This window comes from Delftia tsuruhatensis (genome assembly GCF_903815225.1).
Taxonomy (GTDB): Bacteria; Pseudomonadota; Gammaproteobacteria; order Burkholderiales; family Burkholderiaceae_C; genus Comamonas; species Comamonas tsuruhatensis_A.
In genome coordinates this window covers 2,758,190-2,780,240 of record NZ_LR813084.1, presented here as the reverse complement: position 1 = coordinate 2,780,240, position 22,051 = coordinate 2,758,190, and the positions used below count along the sequence as shown (strand labels likewise).

At 61.6% G+C, this 22,051-nt stretch carries 22 protein-coding genes; all 22 read right to left on the bottom strand.

Going from position 1 to position 22,051, the window contains the following annotated elements; genetic code table 11:
* Nucleotides 1-2: 2 nt before the first annotated feature.
* Entirely contained in the window at nucleotides 3-539 is a 537-nt protein-coding gene (locus L1Z78_RS12560) for an integrating conjugative element protein (RefSeq protein ID WP_418921699.1), read from the bottom strand.
* Between the two features lie 2 nt (nucleotides 540-541).
* A complete protein-coding gene (locus L1Z78_RS12555) occupies nucleotides 542-1,120 on the bottom strand; it encodes a lytic transglycosylase domain-containing protein (protein WP_234641816.1) in 579 nt (192 codons plus the stop codon).
* A complete protein-coding gene (locus L1Z78_RS12550) occupies nucleotides 1,102-1,812 on the bottom strand; it encodes a TIGR03759 family integrating conjugative element protein (protein WP_326491976.1) in 711 nt (236 codons plus the stop codon). Before L1Z78_RS12550 ends, L1Z78_RS12555 begins: the two co-directional genes overlap by 19 nt.
* Nucleotides 1,809-2,474, bottom strand: a complete 666-nt coding sequence (locus tag L1Z78_RS12545) for a hypothetical protein (protein ID WP_234641815.1) — start codon at nucleotides 2,472-2,474, stop codon at nucleotides 1,809-1,811. Before L1Z78_RS12545 ends, L1Z78_RS12550 begins: the two co-directional genes overlap by 4 nt.
* Nucleotides 2,471-3,049 carry a PilL N-terminal domain-containing protein gene (locus L1Z78_RS12540; protein ID WP_234641814.1) on the bottom strand — a complete coding sequence of 193 codons (579 nt, stop codon included), beginning with the start codon at nucleotides 3,047-3,049 and terminating at the stop codon, nucleotides 2,471-2,473. Before L1Z78_RS12540 ends, L1Z78_RS12545 begins: the two co-directional genes overlap by 4 nt.
* A gap of 192 nt (nucleotides 3,050-3,241) precedes the next feature.
* On the bottom strand, nucleotides 3,242-4,330 hold the full coding sequence (locus tag L1Z78_RS12535; RefSeq protein ID WP_234641813.1) for a caspase family protein: 1,089 nt from the start codon (nucleotides 4,328-4,330) through the stop codon (nucleotides 3,242-3,244).
* Nucleotides 4,331-4,361: 31 nt separating this feature from the next.
* On the bottom strand, nucleotides 4,362-6,851 hold the full coding sequence (locus tag L1Z78_RS12530) for an effector-associated domain EAD1-containing protein (RefSeq protein ID WP_234641812.1): 2,490 nt from the start codon (nucleotides 6,849-6,851) through the stop codon (nucleotides 4,362-4,364).
* 4 nt (nucleotides 6,852-6,855) lie between these two features.
* The gene (locus tag L1Z78_RS12525) at nucleotides 6,856-7,692 is read right to left on the bottom strand and encodes a hypothetical protein (protein WP_234641811.1); all 837 of its coding nucleotides are present in this window, start codon (nucleotides 7,690-7,692) and stop codon (nucleotides 6,856-6,858) included.
* Nucleotides 7,693-8,481 carry a TRAFAC clade GTPase domain-containing protein gene (locus L1Z78_RS12520; protein ID WP_234641810.1) on the bottom strand — a complete coding sequence of 263 codons (789 nt, stop codon included), beginning with the start codon at nucleotides 8,479-8,481 and terminating at the stop codon, nucleotides 7,693-7,695.
* A 172-nt stretch (nucleotides 8,482-8,653) separates the two neighbouring features.
* Entirely contained in the window at nucleotides 8,654-9,946 is a 1,293-nt protein-coding gene (locus L1Z78_RS12515) for a GTPase-associated system all-helical protein GASH (protein ID WP_234641809.1), read from the bottom strand.
* A gap of 322 nt (nucleotides 9,947-10,268) precedes the next feature.
* Nucleotides 10,269-11,366: a hypothetical protein gene (locus L1Z78_RS12510; RefSeq protein WP_234641808.1), complete on the bottom strand. Its 1,098-nt coding sequence runs from the start codon at nucleotides 11,364-11,366 to the stop codon at nucleotides 10,269-10,271.
* 56 nt (nucleotides 11,367-11,422) lie between these two features.
* The gene (locus tag L1Z78_RS12505) at nucleotides 11,423-11,677 is read right to left on the bottom strand and encodes a bacteriocin immunity protein (RefSeq protein WP_234641807.1); all 255 of its coding nucleotides are present in this window, start codon (nucleotides 11,675-11,677) and stop codon (nucleotides 11,423-11,425) included.
* A 5-nt stretch (nucleotides 11,678-11,682) separates the two neighbouring features.
* Complete coding sequence (locus L1Z78_RS12500; RefSeq protein ID WP_234641806.1) at nucleotides 11,683-13,275, bottom strand: S-type pyocin domain-containing protein; 1,593 nt, start codon at nucleotides 13,273-13,275, stop codon at nucleotides 11,683-11,685.
* A 201-nt stretch (nucleotides 13,276-13,476) separates the two neighbouring features.
* Nucleotides 13,477-15,759, bottom strand: a complete 2,283-nt coding sequence (locus L1Z78_RS12495) for a helicase-related protein (RefSeq protein WP_234641805.1) — start codon at nucleotides 15,757-15,759, stop codon at nucleotides 13,477-13,479.
* Nucleotides 15,760-15,862: 103 nt separating this feature from the next.
* Nucleotides 15,863-16,174, bottom strand: coding sequence for a hypothetical protein (locus L1Z78_RS12490; RefSeq protein WP_234641804.1), 312 nt, complete (start codon nucleotides 16,172-16,174; stop codon nucleotides 15,863-15,865).
* Between the two features lie 103 nt (nucleotides 16,175-16,277).
* Complete coding sequence (locus tag L1Z78_RS12485) at nucleotides 16,278-17,387, bottom strand: DUF6094 domain-containing protein (RefSeq protein ID WP_234641803.1); 1,110 nt, start codon at nucleotides 17,385-17,387, stop codon at nucleotides 16,278-16,280.
* Between the two features lie 64 nt (nucleotides 17,388-17,451).
* A complete protein-coding gene (locus L1Z78_RS12480) occupies nucleotides 17,452-18,102 on the bottom strand; it encodes a hypothetical protein (RefSeq protein WP_234641802.1) in 651 nt (216 codons plus the stop codon).
* 131 nt (nucleotides 18,103-18,233) lie between these two features.
* The gene (locus tag L1Z78_RS12475) at nucleotides 18,234-18,632 is read right to left on the bottom strand and encodes a hypothetical protein (RefSeq protein WP_234641801.1); all 399 of its coding nucleotides are present in this window, start codon (nucleotides 18,630-18,632) and stop codon (nucleotides 18,234-18,236) included.
* A 102-nt stretch (nucleotides 18,633-18,734) separates the two neighbouring features.
* Nucleotides 18,735-19,079: a hypothetical protein gene (locus L1Z78_RS12470; RefSeq protein ID WP_234641800.1), complete on the bottom strand. Its 345-nt coding sequence runs from the start codon at nucleotides 19,077-19,079 to the stop codon at nucleotides 18,735-18,737.
* Between the two features lie 90 nt (nucleotides 19,080-19,169).
* Nucleotides 19,170-19,844: a DUF3275 family protein gene (locus L1Z78_RS12465; RefSeq protein ID WP_234641799.1), complete on the bottom strand. Its 675-nt coding sequence runs from the start codon at nucleotides 19,842-19,844 to the stop codon at nucleotides 19,170-19,172.
* Nucleotides 19,845-19,907: 63 nt separating this feature from the next.
* On the bottom strand, nucleotides 19,908-20,813 hold the full coding sequence (locus tag L1Z78_RS12460) for a DUF3577 domain-containing protein (protein ID WP_234641798.1): 906 nt from the start codon (nucleotides 20,811-20,813) through the stop codon (nucleotides 19,908-19,910).
* A 356-nt stretch (nucleotides 20,814-21,169) separates the two neighbouring features.
* Nucleotides 21,170-22,012 carry a phosphoadenosine phosphosulfate reductase family protein gene (locus L1Z78_RS12455; protein ID WP_234641797.1) on the bottom strand — a complete coding sequence of 281 codons (843 nt, stop codon included), beginning with the start codon at nucleotides 22,010-22,012 and terminating at the stop codon, nucleotides 21,170-21,172.
* Nucleotides 22,013-22,051 lie beyond the last annotated feature (39 nt).

Here is a 22,051-nt window from a genome sequence, read left to right as displayed (position 1 = left end):
CTTCACTGCTCGATGCCGGTGGCGCTGAGCAGCGCTGGGTAGTGCTGGAGCCCGAGGCGTTCGGCCAGATCGTCCGCTGCCACCGGCCATAAGCGCACGCCGGGGACCAGCGCGCGCAGGCTGGCCAGCGCTGGCAGGTTCTCCACGTTGACCACCAAGCCCGTGGCGCCACGGTCGCGCAGCGTGCTGGCATGCTGACGCAGCCACGCGCGCGAGCGCGCATCGTCGCCGACCAGAAACAGCGGTTGCAGGCCCGGCGCCTCGATGGCCCGGCGCGCCACCGGGCCAGGCGACAGCCGCGGGCTGCGCACTGGCAGCATGGCGGCTTCGCCAGCAGGGTGCATCTCGATAGCGGGCAACGCGCTGCCCGGCGATGGCGTGTGGCCCTGGCGTGGCAACAGATTCAGGGCTTCGTAGTACGGCAATGCGGAGCGGCCACCGTGATCTTCGACCACCTGCAACGGCTCGCGCGCCTGGAGCGGCGCCACTGTGCCGAGCAGCACCCACAGCATGCTCAGGCGAAGTCGGGTTTTACACATGGTCAGTGCTCCTGAGTAGGCACGGCCGTGGCGGCGGGCCGTAGGCGTTGTAGATGTTGGGCCACGCTTTGCCGATAGCGGGCCGCTGGCGCGCCACCTGCCGGACGGTGGTAGCGGCCAATCGCCGCCAGCCAGTCCTCGCCCGGCTGGCGTTGCTGGCGAAGAATGGCGGCGGCGATGGCCAAGTTGCGATAGGGATCAAGCAGCTCACAAGGGTGGCGGTAGCGCTGCGCGTGGAAGCCCAGGTTGACTTGGCCCAAGCCCGCATCGACGCGGGTTGCTGGCGCTTCGCGCAAGGCTTGGCGCAGGCCGGCGCAAGCAGCGGCATGGGAGCGAAAGCGTCGCGGCTGGCCGGCCACGTTCAATGACCAAGGCCAGGGCACCAGGCGGTTGCCACGGCGCATGCCCGTCTCTTGCAGGGCCACTGCGTATAGCACGGTCGAGGGAATGCCCGCTTGGCTCGCGGCGCGTTGGTAGGCCGGTGGCGGAATCTCCTGCGCGTGGCTCGCGGTGGGCAGCAACGGCCCCGCCAACAGCCAAGCCAGCGACCCGAGGGCGAGGTTCAGGGTTGGCGTTGCCATTGGCCGTCGACCTGCCGCACCACCGCGGGCAACTCGCCAGACAGCCCCAGCGATAGCCAGCGTCCGGCGTCATGGTTCAGGGTGATCGCGCCGCTGCGCACCCGCGCCGGATCAATGCCGACGCGTTGCGCCCACTCACGAATACGCCGATCGTCCTGGCGGCTGCCCACCAGGTACAGGTCCAATGGCTTACGCGTCGCCAACCAACCTTGCACCCATTGCGTACACGCGGTGCAATCGGCTTTAACGAACAGCGCCTGGCGCGCGCCATTGGCCGCTGCCGGATCAGGCGGCGCCGTGGCCGGTAGGTTGACGCGCGCCAGATCGGGTTTGAGCCGGCGCCAGGCGTCATCGTAGGCACGCTGATAGGCCAAAAGCTTTTCCACCCGCCGCGCCTCGGCGTGCACTTGCAGTTCGGCGTAGCGCTGGCGCTCGGCATCCGAACGGGCCTCGATACCCAGCACCGACAGCGGGTCGAGGTTCGGCGAATAGACCCCGAGCGGCCCCTTCATCAAGGCGCGATAGCGGCTCCATTCCTCGTCGCGCAGACCCCAGTCACGCGCCAAGCGTTGGTGCTCGGTCGGCGCGAGCTGGCTGTGGGCCTCGCGCGAGCCTGTGGTGGGCGTGACTTGGGCCAAGGCGGGGAGCGCAACCAGCAACAGCCCCAAAGTTCTCCAGGCATGGCGCGTCATGGCGCGCCCTCCGGGCCGGGTATTGGCAGGCGATGAAGGTGCCCATCCACGCGAAAAATCGCCGATTGCGCCTCCAGGGCCTCCAGGCGCCACGCGCCGATGTTTTCACCGACTTGCATGACTTGAATCCGCTCCGCTCGCGGCGGCCCAGAACCAGGCGCGATCGCCAAAGTGCGGTGGGCCGCGCGCCACTCGCTGCCGATCACCCGAAAGGGCGCGAGCCGTACCGGCGGCACCGGCTCTGTGACCACGGGTCGAGCCCTGGCGCGGGGCGCTGGCGCGGACGGCTGGGCCAGCGCCGGACGGGCCTTGAGCGCCTCGACTTCGCTGCGCAACTGCTGTAACGCGTTCTCCAAAGCAACGCTTGGCTGTGGCTGTGGCTGTGCCAGCAGCTCAAGGCGGGATTCCAGGGCAGCCAGGCCGGCGCGCAACTCGGCGAGGCTCGGTTGGGCGCTCAGCGTGGCTTGGCCTTCCTGCTCCAACGCCGTCAGGCGACCACCGATAGCCCGCCATTGCTCGGCGCTCACCTCGGCCGACTCGCCGATGGGCAGTTGGGCCATGGCACGCCAGAGCCCGGCCAGGGCCAAGCTCAGGGCGAACAACCCTAGCCAGTGGGCCATGCCCTGCCAGCGGCCCATGGACGCAGCGCTCAGGAGGCTCATGGCAGCGCTCCTGAAGGCGTAGCAAAGGCGGGTGTCGGGGGAACTGTGTCAGTTGCCCCCGCTTCGCTGGCCGCCACCTGCGGCACCTGGTCGGCGGGGGCAAAACAGATCACGCGCTGGCGTTCGTCGGCCTGCATCAGCCACGCCGGGCCGGCCAAGGTCAACAAAGCCTCGCGCAAGGTCATGGGCCCCAGGCGTTGGTGCGCCAGGGGCAACGGCAGGGAGTACAGGGCGCTGTCCGCCACCGACGGCTCAGCGCACAGCCGATAGCCGCTGCGCTTGAGCACATGACGCAGGCCATCGCCGACACTGGCCTGGGCATCGGTCGGGAGAGCGACCTCCACCACCTGCCGCAACAAGTCACGCTGCGCCGCGCTTGGCGCCAGTTCGACCAAGGTATAGCGACCCTGGCGCAGCACCGCAATGGACGCGGGGTCAGCAGTGGCCTGAGCGCTGGCCACGTCCGGCATCGCGCGCACCGGCTCGTACAAGGTGTTGCAGCCCGCCAGCAAGAGCGCCGTGGCCAGCACCAGGCGGCAGGCTGGGGGATGGGATGGACGCAGGATGGCGGGCATGGAGCGGTTCTCGATTCGATGAACCGCTACCTTCGCTTGGCCTCGCCGCTTGGTCAGTAAAGAATGCGCATTGGCGGATGCGGGATTTGCCGATGCCGCCGTGTGGGCCTTATGGGCAGTCTGCTAGAAGCTGTTCTTTTGCACAGTTGTTGATCGGCATGCTAGTGGCATGAACTGAAACAACGATGTCATTCAAGGTGCTTGCAGTACCAATAACTGCGGGTGATTTGGGAAATCTTCCTTTGCTACCCTGAGTAAACCTGCAAAATTGATATCTCTACCTCCACCACCCTGTTTCAGCGTGCGAAGTGCTGCATGCCAAGCAGCTTGTCCAGTGGGATGAAACTGGAGTCGGGATAAGTCCCCTCCGGCACGACTCCATATTTCTTGATCGCGCGGTCCGAATGGATAGAGTTCGACCAGCGCCTTCTCCAAAACTGGCCAAGGGCTCTCTTCTCTGGCACTGGGTGCAACATCAAGGTTCAACACGTTCTTCGTTCCTCCTTGATTGAGTGCGATAGCGAAGTTTTCATCAATATTGTCGGCTTTGAAAATTGGATGCTGACCATTTGGAATCAGCTTGGGCACCTCTTCCGAAATGTAGTGAAAGAGATCAAAGAGCCTGATAAATCCGCTGGCGCCCTTGTCAGCCGCGCCGCGCAAACCTTTCAGCAATGCTGTCGTAAAAACACTGTTGCGCGCGCCAGGAAATACAGCAGACACTTCGTCAACACGACAGGAGGCCATTAGCGCCCGTCCGCTTCCGCTTGCTAGCTTGGCAAAGGAACTTTGCGTGTACCCAGATTTAATCTGGTTGCCCAAGCCATCGGCCAAACTTTTCGAAATTGCAGACCCTCCTGCATGGCAGGCGTCGATGAACACCAACAAGCGCTTCGCTTTAATCTTTAAAAAGGCTGCTGCTAGCTCATCCGAACTTATGGAGGAATTTTCCATGTCCAAAAGATCACACTCCACGGTCGCCAACACACTCTCTTCGCCCACGATCCCACCATGGCCGGAGAAAAAGATGCAGGCGGTATCATCCGAACCGGCGCGAATAGACAGTTCTTCGAGCCCTTTCAAGACAGCGACACGTGTAGCGTCCGCATCCAAGAGCGTGGCTACATTTTCTGGTGCATAGGCACAAAAGCTTGGCGACGCCAGCGTTGCAGCGACGTCATTAACGTCGTTCAAGATGGCGGGCGGCAGGCTTGAGACGTGCTGGTAATTCGCTACGCCAATCAGCAGTGCATGGCCTTGCGGGTAGCCGGTAGAGTTCATATTTCAACTAGATGGAGGTATGAGGGGGAATTCAACGCCAGCCAATGATGTCCCTGTCTGTGGCATATAGTCGTAGTTTTTCGTTCATTGGAAAATCCTGACGCATGATTGTCAGAAGTTCGCGCACTGTAGGCCGGGCGCCGAAACGTATTAAATCCAATACTTTGTGCCAACGCGTTGTACCATTCTCAAATCGTCCTGGCAGATTGGAATTCTTCCCCCCGGCGCGGGACCAGAGTTCATTGCTATCTGGACCATTTGGATAAAGCAAGCAAACCTCTTTCTCGAATTCACGCCACTTTTCGAACGCCGTTGGCTTCGTGATTTCAAGCTTCCAAAGTGTATAAAATCCGAGCAAGCCGGAACACCGGCGCAAGCCCGGCATCAGATCTTGACGGCGATGCTCTGCAAGTAAATCCGCAAGATATTTGGCTGTACGCTCCCACCTTCGGGATGCGACAAGCATTCCGAGTTGCTCAGCCTCTATAGCAGATAGATGACGAGCATTCATTAAGATTTTGTTTAGCCAAGCAATAAATACTTCTTCGTGGAGCAACGGCAAAGCGCTGACGACTGAAAGACGCCTCTCCATAGACGTCGATGCACTGTCAAGTACAGCCCGCAAATTTGGGCTCGACAAGATCGCGTGTTCCAGTTCGATTTCAGGAGGTATTATCGTAGCGCCCATCGCAACCGCATCTAACCAGCCGGACGCGGTCGCCTGTAGATACTGATTCTTGCGCGCGCCAGGTAACAGTGACCACAAACGTGCTCGCTCTGGCGCCTCAATAAGGTTAGCCAAGGGCGTGTGTGCCAATACTTCAAGAAGATGCAGGTCGACAGGCCCCTGTTTGAGAAGTTGACTCAGAATGGTGTTACGTACATCAAGAGCGTTGCTAGGAGCGTTCCATAGAGAACCATCCTTTTCAATCGCCGCGCACCATAGCTGTTGCTCGATGATATCGTCGCCACAGATGTTCAATAAAATATGGGGCTGCTCAACAGCAGTATCGGCACACAATTCAACTAGGCGAATGTCCTTATGAACCTTTGTGCATTCCAATACCTGAAGAGGACTAGCGTACCGAAGGGCTGAGCGCAAACCCTGGCTGTGCTTGGGATCTCTGTCAACCTTTAGTTGCTGTTCTAAAGCATCTACTGGGCTGCGTGTTGAAGCCAACACTGCGCCGTGTGCGATTAGCCAGCGTTTCTTCAATAGCGATGAGAGCAAGACAGCAGGTGTTGCAACATCAAGTCGTTTGGGCACCTGTTTCGCCAGGCGCAGTTCTACTGCTCTCTCATCTGGCAGGACCTGCATGGCTGCGGCGAACGCGGCTTGGCTATTTCCTGTCCATCTCCAAATGGCTTGGAAAATAGATGAATTATCTCTACGAGCGGCCACTGATAGGCCATTCGTTACGGCAACGCGCCAAGGCAATACGGCAATATCCTGATCAATTGACGCCGCAATCATCTCCATTAATTCGCGGTCTTCTGCCGAAGAAAATTCAAGATTGCCCACTAAGCATTCAACAGCGGACCATAGCGACTGAGTATCGGAAAAGCCAGAGAGCGCTAAATTCCTCATCAGCAGTAACTGTTTGCAGCCTGCGCCAGGGATCAAATCCGCAAACCGATCAACGAGGTCGGTCTTTAGGCTTGTACCCAGTACTGGCTGATTTGATAGGCCATCGGCCAAGCGTATCGCCGCCAGTAAGTCGTCGAAGCTCTTCCCTCGTGAGAGAGTGTGCAGCCGTTCGAGCTTCGCCAATCCCTTTATCGTATCAACCTCAAGGCCCAGTTCTTTCGCAAGATCTAGCACGGGCCTGACGTCGCGCTGCCCACAGAGAATCCCTGCGGATTCTGATTGTGAATCTCTATCCTCTGGATTGACGATGCGGTGCGTCGTCCAGCGGGCTTGCAGTTGCTCGGGTGTGCATACAAGCGCGGGCGCCGGTTGCTCGACCACATCTTTGGGCCCAAAGCTCAGCCGGAACGCAAAGGTCCTCCTCAATGCCGGCCAGAGGTGCCTCCATAGTGAATCGACTAGGCGCTCAAACCTGTCAACGCCCAGCCGAACAACTGGGGCGGATGATAGTTCTGCCAAAGCATTTGCCGTGCCGACCAAATCCGAGGGAGGCTGATGGGTGCTACCAGCGATTGCGACTTCAAGAGTTTCCAGCAAATCGGGGAAATCACTGACTGAAGGCGCCAGCCTCTCAAAAAGTTCCGCTAGACTTGCTGCTTGGCATATATCGTCAAGACTGACAATTAGCGCATGAGTCAGCACCATCCCGCCGCGTGAAGCGCCTGCGTCGAGAAACGTACGGGCGATTACATAGTAGTCGGCAAAGGGAAAGCCACGAACGAACGGCGACCAATTGTGGATGCCGTGCGGTACTGCATCTGGTAAATCAAGCTTTGATGCGATGGCATCGGCAACGGATGCCCTGGGACTCGATGCCCTGAGTCCGTGGCCACGACCTGAAATTTCGCCGTAAACGGCCTGCTCGACTCGCATGCACTTAGGTCCTATCAGCCATCAAGCGCTGGATGGGCAGCGTGATGTCAGTATTCTTCTTTCCGTCAGGCAGCACCACATACCCAAACTCTTCGGGGCCGCGGATCGCATATTCCTCATCTGCATCCGTTTTGCTCAGGGCACGCTCAAGAGCGGACAGGCCAATCACGGCAGGCGATAGCCAATTACTGCGAACGAACGACCACAGCATGGGCAGTCTAGAGGCTAAAAGATCCGCAGGCCGTTCGGTCGTATCAAGCTCATCCCAGCAACTGAGCAGGATGGTCAACCGGGGCGTGCGCAGGGGGCGGTCTAGGTGAAACTGGGCCAAATAGAGCAGCATCTGAAGCAGTTCCACCGTCCTTGCTTGGTCGGATAGCTCGTGTGCAACGGGCGCTCCTTGAGACTCAGCCGCCGCAAATGACTGTAGCGGGCGTGAAAATAGGTCATCCTCGGATCGAAGCGAATGCAAACGGATAAGCAGAACCCAGTCTTTGGCACCCAGTACGCGATCGCGCCAAGCAGCGGGGATTCGGCGTTGCGTGACAAGGTTGCGAACTTGTTCGCCGCCGTAGTCTGGCCAAACCAATTCAGCATAGCGACCGGATTCGTCGGTGATGGGCCAAACGCTCTCAACATAGGTGCTGGCCGGTGTATGGTCAGTTGACTTTCCCTCGGTTAGACAACTGAGTGCTGTTGTGAACGCCTCCAAATTCGTTGGCGCGCCAGACATTTTTAGGGCGCACGCCCTCACCATGAGTCGCTTCAAAAACTGAGCGCCATAGTGAGTCTTGCCTACGTTAGATTCACCGACCAATAAAATGGTGTGTTGAGCAGCCAACTACTGTCTCCTTCCGAATCGGAAAAGCGGATCGTGGCCAAATGCTTCTGTCATGGGCAATTCCACCCCTGCGCGCTTCGTAGATAGAATCCAATCAAAGAGTTTGCGGAATTCGTCAGCCGCGTCGATTTCCCCACGCGAGTACACACTAACTGTGAACTCAGGGATCTTTGATCCGTCGGGCGAAACCGCTTTTCTGATTTGGGCCTCCATGGCGGGTGCCACGTCTACGTCGCCTTTTGTCCAAACGAGTGCTAAATGTCTTCCTTTGGCTTCGGCCACCGCGCGCTGCGCGAGCAACTGGAAATCGTTTCGTGCGGCCCCCATTTTCGGTCCGGCAAGTGCTTGACGGTCAGCAATTAGAAGTGTGACGTCTGCGTGCCGGGCAATCCATCGGGCTCCTTGCGCATCAGCCGCCTGCTCGTTGATGGCCCATTTTTGAAACCACTCTCCGGGCGCATCGGCAAAAAGAAAATCGCGTACCGATCCATCCTCTCGACGAAATCCAAGGTGAAGCATTCCTGGTGCTCGCGCGGAGCCACTAGGCGTGTGTGGCGGAAAGCTTGGAGGCAGTCCCGGCTTCCAACGTAGGTAGGTGGCCACGGCTTCCCAACCGGCAAGCGTATATGAACTGCTGAAAGACATAGCCTCAGCAGTTAATGCACCTCGCCCCAGCAGCAAATAGAAAGCTCCCAGGATTGTCGTCTTACCAGCGCTTTCAGGGCCGACTATACCGATAGTAATGGGATTGACTTTGCCACAAACAAAGTTGAGGTCAGATTCACCCATCGCCAAACCGCTCCATGGGAGCAACATTTGGTCATCACCTGTCGGAGCGGCTACAACGCCCTTGCTTACACGCTTCCATTCCGGGCACATATCCAGCTTGATATGGCCTAGCGCGCAGGTCGTATTGTCGTCGGCGCTACAGTTATGTTGTGGGCATCGGTCCATGGACGCTCTACTTCTTCTTGGCTCTTTTAGTTGAACTGTCGCTGGTAGCACGTGCGGTTTGTAGCTCGCGGAACAGCAATGTTCCCCATTCAGCTGGGGTCATCGTAGAAGACGCGTCCAGCCCGCAGAGTGCGCGCAGCGTAGTCGGGTCAATTGTGCCTAGGTCCTGCGGATGCCCGATCAACGCAAGAATTGGACCTCTGCCAGTTGGTGCAGGCGCATACTGGGCTGCCAACGTACGAAAAGGCTGCATGAAAGCGGTGGTCCTTGCACTGTGCACGAGGCTAGCCACGTCACGCTGCCCACTGGAGGCATCACTTGCAGCGGGAAGACAGCGGATGGCTTCCCGAAGGAAGGCCGAAACGCTTGCAGGCGAATAAGTTGGCACCTGCTCATGTAGGTCGAGTGCCATCAATGCTGATGCCTCGAATGGCGACAGATCAAGGTAACTTGTATGAGCGCTCGGAGAATACAGCGCTTCTTTCCACCATAGAAGGTTAGTGCGGCGCTGCAAGCCTGCTGTGGCGCCACTGAAGCTCGCCAAGGCTTTGTCAACATGACTGGCGACCTCTTTTGCCAAAATAGCTAGAGGGCTTGAGATATCTACTGGAGTTGGCGCAAGCTTCGTGGCGAGATCGGTAAGAACTTGAGAAAGGCCGTCGCTAAACTCGTTTAAAACAGTGGGCACCCATTGTTGGGAATATTGCCCATGGCCAACATGTTTTAATGCCTCAGCGGTGCTCTGCTGTAAAGCTTCTAGATCAGGGCCCGGCGCTTTAGAAACCTTACCCAACAAAGGTGGCGGAGTATATTGCAGAGACCCGACCTCAATCATCTCTGGCGTTGCCCACTCGGCCACCGCGCGCGCATCTACCTTGGTTTCAATTTCGCTGACAGCTTCATGCCATATCTCAGCTTCTTTGGAGGCTTCCGCGTACGCCAAGGCGTTGCGCGCCGTATTGACAAAGGCAACGGCAATTGCATCGTCTGCACGAGCAGCTTGCACGATCGCATCCAAAAGAACAGGTCTCAAGAGACCCACTGGGACTCCTGAAAAAGCGTTTGCGACAGTCTCCCATTGTCTACGCAGGGAAGCCATGGCCTCCACGATGGTTGGATCGGTCGCCGCGATGTTGGGGTCGGCGGCTGCCATCGTGAAGCAGGCAGTCTTCGAAGGGGCCTTTCGCAAAATGGTTGCCAGGTCCTTCGCCGTGGATCGAAGCTTACCGAGCCTGGTGTCTTCTCCCTTGAGGTCTATTGCTCCAATCTCTAGAAATCTCAACAAAAATTCCTGCGCCATTCATGAACCTCCGCCATTTGTTGTGATGCTGCGAAACAAATCGAACCCCTCGGCTCGGCACTCAGTCTCCGCGTGAATTTGCCATGCCCGTCCTACATGGCAACGCTGAACGGATGATACCTCTTGCTACTGCCTGATCGTAGGAAAGGAAGGGAGGGTATCCGCGTTAGCTGGAATCGTGTCCAGACACTTCTCGAACGTCTTGGAGTCGTGCCTGTTCGCGCAACCGACTAGGACCATAAGCGGATGCCTTTAGCTCTTCCACATGTGGCCGGACTTGCTTCTGTCTCCTGGAGTTGACCCGAACCGCTGGACAGCACCTTCAGTCATCGTCATTGCAGAACGCTTTTGGCTCAAAAAACCGCATGACCTTCAGTGACAGGATCAGCCCGCAGCCGAGGCCCATCGAGAGCAAACCCGCGCTGTGTCCCCAGGGCTGGTCCAGCAGACTCAGCAGCATTCCAAGCGTTAGGGATGCGGCGATCAAGAGTCCGAGTCGCAACCAGTCGCAGCGATACAAAGGTAAGTCCAGGACCGACCATGCGCGCTTTTCGGTGGGTACGCCAGTTTGCGAGTGGACGCTCGCCAAATCCAGGATGAGTTCAGCCGCTGCTGTGCTGCGCGGAGGCCGGTGCAGCTTGCGTCGATAAATCTCTTGGCGCACCCGATGCTCTTGCGGCAGGTGGGGCACATCTCGCCAGCCCAGGGTTGGCACGCCATAGGCTTGCAGCAATAGGCAAGAGGTTCTCGGTCGGCGCAGCACTTGCAGGTAGCGGCCATCCAGCGCGGCCAACCACTCGTCGCGCTCGTCAGTGGGCCGCACGATGGCCAGGCGCTCGGCGGCCGGATAGGACGCCTCGCGCACCCACGCGGCGATGGCGGGTTGCTCGTGGGCGCGCATGAACGCCACGCGATGCTTGCCCTCATGCGCGTAAAACAGGCCCAACGGCTTGATCCACACGTAGTAGGCGTTGTCGGGCGTGCCGAACGTTTGGGCGTAGCGCGCGATGGTGGCCGGCACTTGGTTCGGCGCGACGTGCTCTGGCAAGCCCTTGATGCTCGCGCCTATGACGTGGCGTGGATTGACCCAAGCGCGCAAGCACTGGCGCGGGCTCGGCTGCCAATCGACAAACGGCAGAACCAGTTGTACCAAGGAGTTGGGGTGGTAGGCACAGGTGTTCTGATCATCCATCCAATCGTCGAGGAACGGCTGGCCGACCTGGCTCCGCGCCTGGCGATCCATGTGCAACTTGAGCGCGCACAGGCCCCGCGCGACTTCGGCCAAGCGGGGTGGTAGCGCCAAGTCGGTGAGGTCCAGCGGCGGCGTTTCTGGCTCGCTGACGCCGGCTGCTGGCAGCGACTCAGCATTGCTTGTGTGGGCGGTGTTGGCCGACCCGCTAGGGTGATCGAATTGCGCCATATGAATGATTGTGCCCTTGGCCAACCGCGGGCGGCTGCTTTGCCAGCCCCGCTGAATCAGGCGGATTTAAAGCCGGGTAACCGGTTCGTAGCACACCAAGCTTTAATGATCGCCGTTATACCCTCCGGTGAGTCATCCGCGCCCACCTGGGGGTAATAAATGAGATCAGAGCCGTCTGGATGCGGCACCACAGAGTTGAAATGTGCAATTAACTCGGAACGTTCATCCTCCGTTCGCCAATTAAGAATCGCATGGATGAAAATGATAAATTCTTGCTCGGTGTAGTCAGAAAGGTTTCGCTTTAGTTCCATGGCACCTATCTTCCTCGGTGAATATCAATGTGGCGCCGCGGCGTAACGGCCCTAATGTTTTCGATGTCGTAAACGGCTCCGCCATCCTTGATCAATTCGATATGGTGTAACTCAAAGGAGGTTCGTTTTCCAGCGTGCTCAGTTCTAACCGCAATAGGCGCTACACCTCTTCTCATATCGGCCAAATTGCTCTTATTGAACTGACTCGCAAGCGAGGCATCGTTGGCAACCGCTTTCCAAAAAGCCTCTCGAAAATCGTCGAACCGAGAGAACTCTAGCCCACGAAGCTTATCAGCGATCCGTACAGGAATGGGCACCCCAAGCCCCTCGCCAGCCCCAGCCAGCCAGATGCCTTTCACGTCCTTGCCTCGCCCCGTCACCGTCCCTGCATCATGCCGGGCATTGACCACGATATAGAGCGGCGCAACCCCGGAATCGGCCGGGAACACCAGGATGAAATCGCGGTACTCGGGCGGATAGAGCGGGTTGACGATCAGGCTGTCCGCCTGCTCCACAGGTGGGTAGATCGCGATCTGCGGGGCTTGCGGCGCCGCCTCCAGCGCGGGGATGCCGAGGGTGTCGGCCGGGTTGACCGCCGGCGTCCAAATCAGCTCAAGGCCGTCGCCCAAATCGGCCACCATCTGGCTGCCAATGCGGCTGAACTGGACGACGGGGATGGTTTCCCAGTCGCTGCGTAGCTGGGTGTTGAAGCCGTAGCCTTTGAGGCTGCCGTCGGCGCGCTGCTCGACCCTGATGCGCAGCCGGGTGCGGGCTTGGTGCATGGCGCGCAGTTGTTCCTCGGTGTAGAGCGCGCTGTCGCCCAAGCTCGACGGCCAGAGCATGGCCACCACCCCCAGCAGCGTAGCGCCGGCCATGCCCGCCGAGAGCGCGGCGCCGCCCGCCAGCCGGCCAACGCCCGCGCTGAGCGCCTGGGCCGCGCGGGCAGCGCCAGCCTCGCAGAGGCCACCACAGGACGCCCCTGCGTCGGCGGCGATGCCGGCGATGGCCAACGAGCCAAATCCCGGGGGCACGGCGCCACTGATCTGCTTCAGCGGCAACTGGCCGCGCTCATCGAGTTCGCGAGCGCCGAGCAACACCAGGCTGCCGTAGTCATCGACGCTATCGATCGGGAAAGTCCCCCGCGCCGTGCTGTAGTCGATCAGTGCATCGGGTAACTTGCGGCATTTGGCGAACACGCAGGCAGCGCCCATCGGCTGCTCCGCCACGGCCGCCGACGGGCGCCAATGGTTGGCGGCCACCGGAGCAGATGGCGCGGCAGGCGTGGCTCTGGAGCGGCTGCTGGCGGCGGGCGCGGCATTGGCGTGGGATTCGTAGGTCGCGGTAAAAAACGACGGAATCAACCGCGCTTGGCAGGGGCAGCCGCTGAGGCTGTCCAGGTGGCCGGCCAGCAATCTGTCGTGGCTGTCGAACGACGGGATGCCGCCAAGAATCTGGTAAACCTTGCCATCCTTGCCACAGGAAACCGGGTCGCCTTCGCGGGCATGGGCAATGCCAAAAAACATGAGCCGCGAATCGGCTTGCAGCACCTCGCCGCCACAGCTGGTTTTATCGCCCAGCCGAATAAAATAGCCTTCCATGTCTTGTCCTTGTTGAATCGGCTGAAGGACAACGGTATGCAGTGCGGCTAGCCACTGCCTATAAGATCTATCGCAAATGGCCGAGAATTGCGCAATCAGCGGTATGCGTTGCGTGCGGTGGACGGGCTGGCGCGCGGCAGTAATTACGCGGAACTTGGTAATAAAAAAGCGGCGCCCAATTGGGCGCCGCAAGTGGTCGTTCTAGCCCGCGACTAATTGCCGGGCCAGTGCGACTTCGACTGAATCACCGTCCTGGTTCAAAACATCGAGCCCCGATTCCGGCACGTCGCCCGACGTGGACTGCGCGACCATGATCTTCTTGGCCATCAACTCCAGGCAGGTCATCTGCGAGGTCGCCGCGTAGCCGAGGTAGATCACACGCACCGGCTGTTGTTGCCCGATGCGCCAGGAGCGGCGTGCCGCTTGCTGAAGTGAATAGACGTTGTACCCCGACTGCATGAACACAATCGTTGGAAAGTCCAGCAAGTCCAACCCGGTCTTGACCAGCTCGGGGTTGGTGATGAGCACGTCTATGCCACGATCCAGTTGCTCGGCGATCCAGTCCTCGCGGCGGCTGGCATCGACGCTAGCGCGCAGCACCGCCACCTTGAAGCCTTCCTGCTCCAGTAGCACCTTCAAACGCGACGTGGTGTCGCGCGTGCCGGTATAGACCGTATAAGCCAGGACCTTGCGGCCCAGGGCCTTCTGCGCTTTGCAGAGGTCGATCAGCTCGCGCTCTTTGGGCATCACCTCCAACTCGTGGAACTGCGCCGCGACGAACGCCAAGGTGTTGCGCGTGCGCGGATGGACCACGGTCTCCGCGCGGAAACAGCAATCCGGCCAAGCCAGCAGCACGTTGAGCACCACGCCGAGCAGGGTCGTATCGCGTCGCGCCAGAGCTTGTTTCAACTCCGCGCTCAGCCGACCCGCCAAGTCGCGGTAGGCCGCGGCTTGCGCCACGTCCATTTGGACTTCACGGAACTCCTCGTCATACGGCGGCAGGACGTTGCCGCCGATGTCCTTGAGCTTGAGAAAGAGGGTGAACGGCAGGATGCAGCGCAGCACGCCCTTGGGGCCGAAGCCCGGAGCCTTGACCGTGCGCACCGATACTTTGCTGCCCTTGGCGGTCTTGTGCGCGATGCCGCTGCTCTCGGAATAGATGTCCTTCAACACCCCGTGATCGCGCATAAACGCCATCGCGGCCGAGGTCATGCTGCCGCTCGTGCTCGGACGGTAGCCGTCTTCGATCATCCGCCCCGGTAGGGCTCGGAACAGCAGGTAGAACAGATCGTCGCCGTAGCCGCCCATCAAGGTGCCGGTCAGCAGCAAGGTCTTGCGCGCCTTTGCCGTCAGCACGCCCATGGCCTGGCCCTGGGCACTGCCGCCGTTCTTGTACTCATGCGCTTCATCAGCGATCAGCAGGCCGAACGTGCCTTGCGGCAGGTAGCGTTTGATGAACTCGGACGGCTGGTAGCCGCCTTCGCCAAAGCCGAACTCCATGTTCGCCATGGCGCGCTCCATGCGCGTCGCCTGACGGTCGGAAAACACCAGCTCGCCGTTGCCGTCCATGAGGTTGATGAACTCATGGATGTTGTCGCCGAGCATCGACGCCAGGAAGCCATCACCGAACTTGTGCATCAGCTTCTGCGCGGTGACTGCGCCGATGGTCGGTATGCGCTTCAGGGCTTTCAATACAGCCGAGGACTGGTCGCTGCCAGACAGGCTGCGCGGACGGATCAGCGTCCACAACGGCGCGACACACTGGCGGCACTTCCTACGGTATTCCTCGGCTTCGAGCTCGACCGGGTTGACCGGCGCGCCGTGGAGGTCGGTGATGAGCGTGCCGCAGTCCGGGCAGGCCGCCACGTTGCCGTGGCGAGTGCGCCGCAGGGTGAAGACCGGCTTCCAGTGAAAACCCATGCGCATCCTGACGCGCCCCAGGACAAAGAACTCCTGGGCCGTGGGCTGCACACCCAACTGCTCGCGCAGCTTGATGAGCTTGACCAAGGTGTCCGGGCCATTGAGCACCCAGACCTTGGCATTGGCCACCGTCTCCTGGATCTCCCGCCGCCACTTGTAAACCAAGTGCGGCGGCGAGAGGATCAAGGTGCGGCGGTAGCCTTCGGCATTGAGTACGGCAGCCGTGGCGATACCGACCGTGGTCTTGCCGCAACCCATCTCGCCGTTGACGATCGCCGCGCGTTCGCCACGCTCGATCAGCAGCTCGGCGGCGGCGTGCACCACCTCGGCCTGGGCTTGGAACAGCCTGCGCTTGAGGCTGGCGACTATGAGTTGCCGGTGCGCCCGAGGCTGGCCGGTGTAGACCGGCGGGTTGGCGCTGTTGAGGGTGTCGAGCAGTTCGTCGCCGAACTCGCCGACGAACTGCTGAAGGCTCAGGGTCAGAGGGGAAGAAGACGAAGCGTCGAGCAGCTCGCCCTGTACGGGCTCAAGCTCGGCGCCGGTGATTGCAAGATCGGTAGACATGGTGATGCTCCAAAGCAAATGGGGCATGCACCACCCCCAGCGGGGCGATGGCATGCCCCGTGGTGGGAGAAAAGAACGGCGCGTGGCCGTGGTTTGCAGAGCGTCAGTACTCGTGGGGCAGCAGCAGCGTGGTCACGGTGCGGTCCCATTCAGTAATGATCCACAGCTGGCTGCTGGGGCCGAGCTGGTAGGAGGAAAACAGGCGCTCCTCGCCGGACTTCAGCGCAGCATCGTTTTGCTGCTTGTCGTAGTCGTCGAGATCGCCCCAGTCTGCGTTGAGATGGCGGCACAGGTAGGGAATCGGGTCGAGCTGGCCGCGTTGGACCAGGTCATCGACGCCGGCGGTCATGACCGTGTGGCCGGGCGAGAAGCGTCGGCTCGATGTCGGGCCGTTGAAAGGTGCTTGGGTTGCCATGGAAGGCTCCTTGAGAATGAAGGGGCCACGGCACCCCAGCGGGGCGACTGGACCCCGGTGGGTGGAGGAAATCGACGGCGAACCGTCGACGCTGGAGAAGCGATCAGCGAATGGTCAACACCTCGCCCCGTGTCGCGGAGCCAGGCGTCATGTCCCAGGCGCGGACCACCGGCACGAACTTGTCGGTGAGGATGCGGGTCTCGGCAATGGAGCCGTCTTCGCGCTCGGTAAATTCCCGCTGGAGCGTTTTGTCCTTATGGGTGTCACCTTTGACGACGAGCACCCGCCCGGTCTTGGAGCGCACCACCCCGGAGATCGCGCCCGCGGCGAGCGCCAGGGCGAGATGCCAGTGCGACAAGGCCCGCGCCGGTGGCCGCAGCGATTGCTGCGCGGCTCCCAGGTAGGTGTCCAGGGATGGCCAGAGACCTTGCAGCCGGCCCACTTCGTCGGCGAACTGCGCGGGCTCCATGGTCACGCGGAAGAAATGCTCCGGCTCAGTGGGGCTGGCGGGGACTATGTATGGCAGGAACGGCCAAGCGCTGGGCAGCTCCTCGGCTGCGACCGCGCCTTGCCCGACCTGCAATAGCAGGTCACGCACGGCTTTGACCGCATCGAGAGCCAGCTCGCGCTGGCGTACCCGGCGCCCGAAGATCACCACTTGCTTGAACTGCGTTTCCACCGCTCGGTAGATGCGCAGATCGGTGTAGTGCCGGGTCAGCCAGCCGACCAGCTCCGCGTCGAGCACGTAACTGGGGACGATGAAGACCAGCACGCCGCCGTATTGCAACAGCGACAGACTGCGCTGGTAGAACAACTTTTCCAGGCGGGCACGGCCTTGGCCTTGGTAGCCGATGTTGCCGTTGACGTCCTTGGCCAGATCGCCGTATGGCGGATTGAGCCAGAGCAGCCCGAACGACTGCTTGGAGAGCATCGTGTCCATCAGGTCTGCATGCAGGCAGTGATCGACCAGGCCGCGCGCATGGCGTGCGCGCTCGGCGTCGAACTCGACGGCGAACGCCTTGGCCTGCTCGCGCCCGAGGGCATGGGCGGCTTCGGCAATCGCCACGCCTTCGCCGGCGCAGGGATCGAGGATGCACATCGGCCCGTCGCTGGGCATCAGTGCATTGAGGGCGCGTTCGAGCGTGGCTTCGTCGGTCGGGTAGTAGCCGTTCTTGGCGAAATTGCGGGCGAGCCGCGGGAACATCAGGGCCATGGCAGTCTCCTGGTTGGCGAGGATCAATGGCGCAGGCACGCCTTGGCGTGCTTGCGTGGGTGGGTCAGACGGCCACCGCTGGCGCGGTGAAAATCTTCCCCGGATAGGGATAGGCGGTGAGCACGTCACTGCGGATCAACGAGCCCAGCGCCAAGGTCAGCGCTGGCAGGTCGATGGCGAGCCGATGGCCTTCCAGCGGCCCGAAGGCGAATGGCAGGCGGGCCAGCATCTCGCGGCTGTGCAGCAGCTCCAGCACGGGTTCGCGCCAGTGGTCGAGCAGCGGCAACGGGCAGGTGTCGCGCACCAACGTCCACAGGCGCTCAAGCCGCTGAGCGCTGCCCTGCGGCAGCAGTGCCAGTGCGCTGGCGTTGGCCTTATCCGGCTTGACGCAGCGCCAGTCGAACAGCCACAGGTTGCATAACGACCCGAACAGCGTGCGCCGGTAGGCGCGGGTCATGCGCTTATCCAAGCGATCAACGTTGCCGATGAATACCGGGACGCTGCCGCCCTGGTCGGTGATCACATGGAACTGGTCCAGCCCCTGCTCGTCGCGCCCGAGGGTCAGGCGCGCGAGGAACTGCTGGACGGCCGTATCGCGCGCCCAAATGGACAGGAAGATCAGGTTGCCCTGGTCATCGCCGACGCAAGCGTCGGCCATCACGTCAGGGCATTCGTCGATGCGGTACAGCCGGGTGGAAGAAGTGTTGGCGGGCATGCTGCGGTCCTTAAGATGAACCGGAACAGCACCGCCCGCTGGGGCAGGTGCTGCCCCAGCGGGTGGAAGAAGAGCGCTCAGTCCGGCTCGAACTGCCGGGTGCGCGGGTTGATGTGAAGCGCCTGCTTGGCTCAGTCCAGCGGCGCTGCGGCGGATGCTTTGGCTGCGTGCCGGTGTGCGTGGTAGGCGCGAACGCCGGCACGCCAGTCGGCGGCCTGCTCCGGTGCGAGGTCCAAATAGGACAGCGGGCACGAGTAGTAGTACGGGTGCATGGACTCTTCCAGCGCCTTGTAGCCCCACTGGTTGCCGCTGCGCTTCAGCAGAGCGCAGCGGATGTAGCGCAGCGATTGCCCCGGTGCGAGACCAGGATGCACGCCTGTGGCCTTGGCGGTGAGCTCGACCACCGACCACAGCACGTTGCCGCGTAGGGTGTGAGCGAGGGCCTTGGCGCTGGCGCGCTCGGTTTCCTGCGGTTGGATCAGTTGCGCGATCAACGCGGATCGCGCTTGCCGTGAAAAGGACCAGCCCATGAGCAAGTTTCCTGAAAAGGGGCCGGGGCTTTCCCCCCTGGGGAAGCGCCCCAGCGGGTGTTGAAAAGTCGCCAGTTTGGCGCCGCCACCTAGGCGTTGCCCTCAATCCCAGTCGTCGTCATCGGGTAGATCACAACCGGCCGGGCAGTAACCGAAGGCGATGCCGTGGGAACAGCAGCCGTCGTCAGCGAGCGAGTCCTGGGTTGCCTGCCGTTCGGCGGGGGTTTCGTAGCCCCATTGCTGGGTCGCGATTGCCAGGGCCTGAGCCCGCTGGCTGGCCGGCAATCGACGTACTTGCTCGTCGATCTGCGTACTGAAGAGCGTCACATAGTGGTCGTAGGACAGGCCGCAACCGCGCTGGGCGTATGCGGCGGCGGTGGTGCAGAACTCCCGCCAGGTGGTTGCATCCAGAGCGCAATGCGGTGTATCGCCAGCGGTGGTGGACATAATCAAGGCCCTCGAAAAAATGCCGGGGCCTTACCCCGCAGGGAAGGAACCTCGGCGGGTGGATGAACAAACCGCGAATGCGGTTGCTGATCACGCAGGTTGCAGTTCGGCCTGGTGGCTCCACTCTTGCATCTTGAAGTTGAGCGCGTAGCCCAGCTCGCCCAATCGGGCGATCTGCGCGCGCAAGGCGCGGCGATCGATGGTCGAATCCAGTTTCACGGACTCGCCAAGCGGCCACAGGACGCCAAACAGCGCGGCGTCGCCCTCCTCGGGGTTGCCGGGGGCGGCAACCGCAGCAGGCGGCGGCGCGTCCACGCCGAAGGGCGTGGTGTCGACCAGCGGGTCCGCCGATGCCTGCACGGGTGCGGGCTTGGCGGGCTTGGTGGCTTTGGCCGGCTTGGCCGGCTTGGCGGGTGTTGCCGCAGGCGGGGTCGCCAGCTCTTCATCGAGCGGATCGACCTCTTGCGTGGTAAAGCTGCCGGCTTCGTCGCGGCTCAGTTTGTCGATACCGTAGAGCGTCATCCCGTCGAGGCTGGCGCGGATTTCGAAGCGCATGCCGCCGCCGACGGGGTAAGACTTCGGGAAGATGTACCTGACGATGAATTCCCCCTCGTACTTGCCCTCGGGGTACTGCTCCAGTTCCGGGTCTTTGACCTCGAACACACCGAGGTGTGTGGTGAGGCGACCGACCGTGAACGGGCCGTTCTTGCCACGGATGGTGCGCAGCGTAAGTTGGCCAGGGACGACGATGGGCGTGGCTGCCATGATGGCACTCCTTGAGCTTGAGAAATAGGCGGAAGGCAAGGCCCCACGCGGGGCCATGCGGGTTCAGAACGAAGCGGCCAATGCGGGCTGCTGCTCCTCGACTTCACTGGCGGGCTCGCGCTCGGCGGGCTCGACAGGCTGGTCGGTGGCAACCTCGGCTACGGGCGCGGGTGCGTCCTCGGTTGGTGGCGCCTCGGCCGGCGTCTGGAGCGGCGGATGGACCTGGATGCCGTCGATCTTGATCAGACCGATATGGACCAACTTCGATTCCAAGCTCGCGGCCGGTTCCCCGGCGCGCTCGCCCTTGGTGCGGATGTACGGATCGATCTGCATGTCGTTCAAACGGAAGCCGATCAGCACTTTGCGCTCCCCTTCGATCGCTTGTATGCACCGGCGAACCAGGTGCTCGGCCTCGGGGGTGGTGACGATAGTGTCGAAGTACCGATAATCCGGCTCATTGATTGGCCCGGCCAGCGCCGCGACGCAGCACGACAGGAACGGATCGCCAGCCTTGGGGCTGACGTCCTTGGGGCGGCTCAGGTAGCCGATGCCACGGGTGATCAGTTCGTGCTGCTTGAGCGAAGCCAATTCGCCGCGGTCGAGCAGTTCGGCCTTGAGCAGTCGCGCTTTGAGGGTCGCGGCGGCTTGGCCTTTCTGTTCGCCCTTGTCGCGGATATAGGCATCGCCCCACAGGTCACCGAGGCGAAAGCGCACCAGCGGGCGCTGCCGGCGATCGTCAACACCGAGGTAGCGCTCGACCAGTTGCTTGGCCTCGGCACCCGAGACCTTGACGTCGAAGTAGCGGTAGCTGGGGTCCCTGGCCGGGCCTACCAGCGCGGCGATGGTGCAGGCGAGGAATGGCTGCGCGCGGCGGCCACTGCGCACCGGCACTTCACGGACTCGCTGGAGGTAGCCGATGCCCGAGGTGTGGAGGTTGAAATACGATTGCTCGTTGGACGTGGTGTGCATGGTGAATCTCCATTGGGATAGCGGAGACACACCGACCCCACGCATGCGGGGAGAGGTGCGTAACCCCGCGCTGGGTTGATAAGGCGAAAGCATCCACCACCAGACGGTGGGCGCTCGCGAACGGATGCGGTGCGAGCTGGTACGGTCACGCAGTGGCAACTGCGCCGCAACCTCGAAGACCGATGGTTGCCTGGCATGTCGCTGACCACGTCAGCAAGCATGGGGTCAGCATGGTCAGGTCCCGCGCGCACGGCAACAGGCAATCGGCATCCCGGTACGACCCTTTGTCCGCGTCGCCAAGCGCGCGCCACCGACACCTTGCCGTGAGGGCGAGGTGGGCGGCCTGCCCCTGCCCATCAGTCGCCGCAGAAGCAAGCGAGCGGCTCCTCGGCCGCGTCGAACAGGTCACCCTGGGCTGCGGCAAAGCGCGCCAGCTCGGCGTAGCTTGGACCCTCGGCGCGGAACCGCGCGCCGCTGGGCTTGCTTGCCAAGTGCAGCGCTTCCATGCGAATCCACCACTCGGCGGCTGCGGGCTGGGCCTTGATCAGGGCCAAGCGCTGCCGGTACGGCTTGAGGAAACACAGGTCGCAGTTGCCTTCGAGGGTGCGCCCGTTGACCGTGAGCAGGTCGAGGTCGAACGGCTGGGCCTGCCAGAATGCGCCGACCTCGCCCACGGTGACGCCAGCGTCCGCCAGCGGCATGCACATGATCTCGTGGGCCGATTCGGTGGAATGGCCGCGCGCCCGAATCTTGGCGACTCGGCGCTGCTCGTCGGCGCGGATGCCGATCATCTGGTGCCAGTCCGTCCACCCCAGATGCCGCAGATAGCGGTGCATCGGGCGAATCTTCAGGCTGGTGGTGCAGCCTCGCGCAACCGGATTGGGCAGGTACTGGCGCTTGCGGATCAGCGCCTCGAAGGGTTCGCCCTGGCGGCTGGCTTGGGCGAAATCGACCAGCCTGAAGCCCGGTTCCGTGGGCTGGTACTCCAACCAGCGGATCGGCACCCGCCAGTATGAGGCGCAGTCGCGTACGAAGCGCAAGCTGGCTGCCACTTCCTTGCCGGTGTTGGCGAAGCACACCAGGGTGTCGGCAGGCAGGCCGCCATTGGCCTGCAACACCCGCCAGAGCATGTAGGCGCTGGTGCGCCCCCCGGAGAAGCTGATGCAAGTGGGTTGGCTGATCTTGAATGGGTCGCGCATGCAGTCGTCTCCGTGGGCATGTCGGTGGGTCGGCTGGCG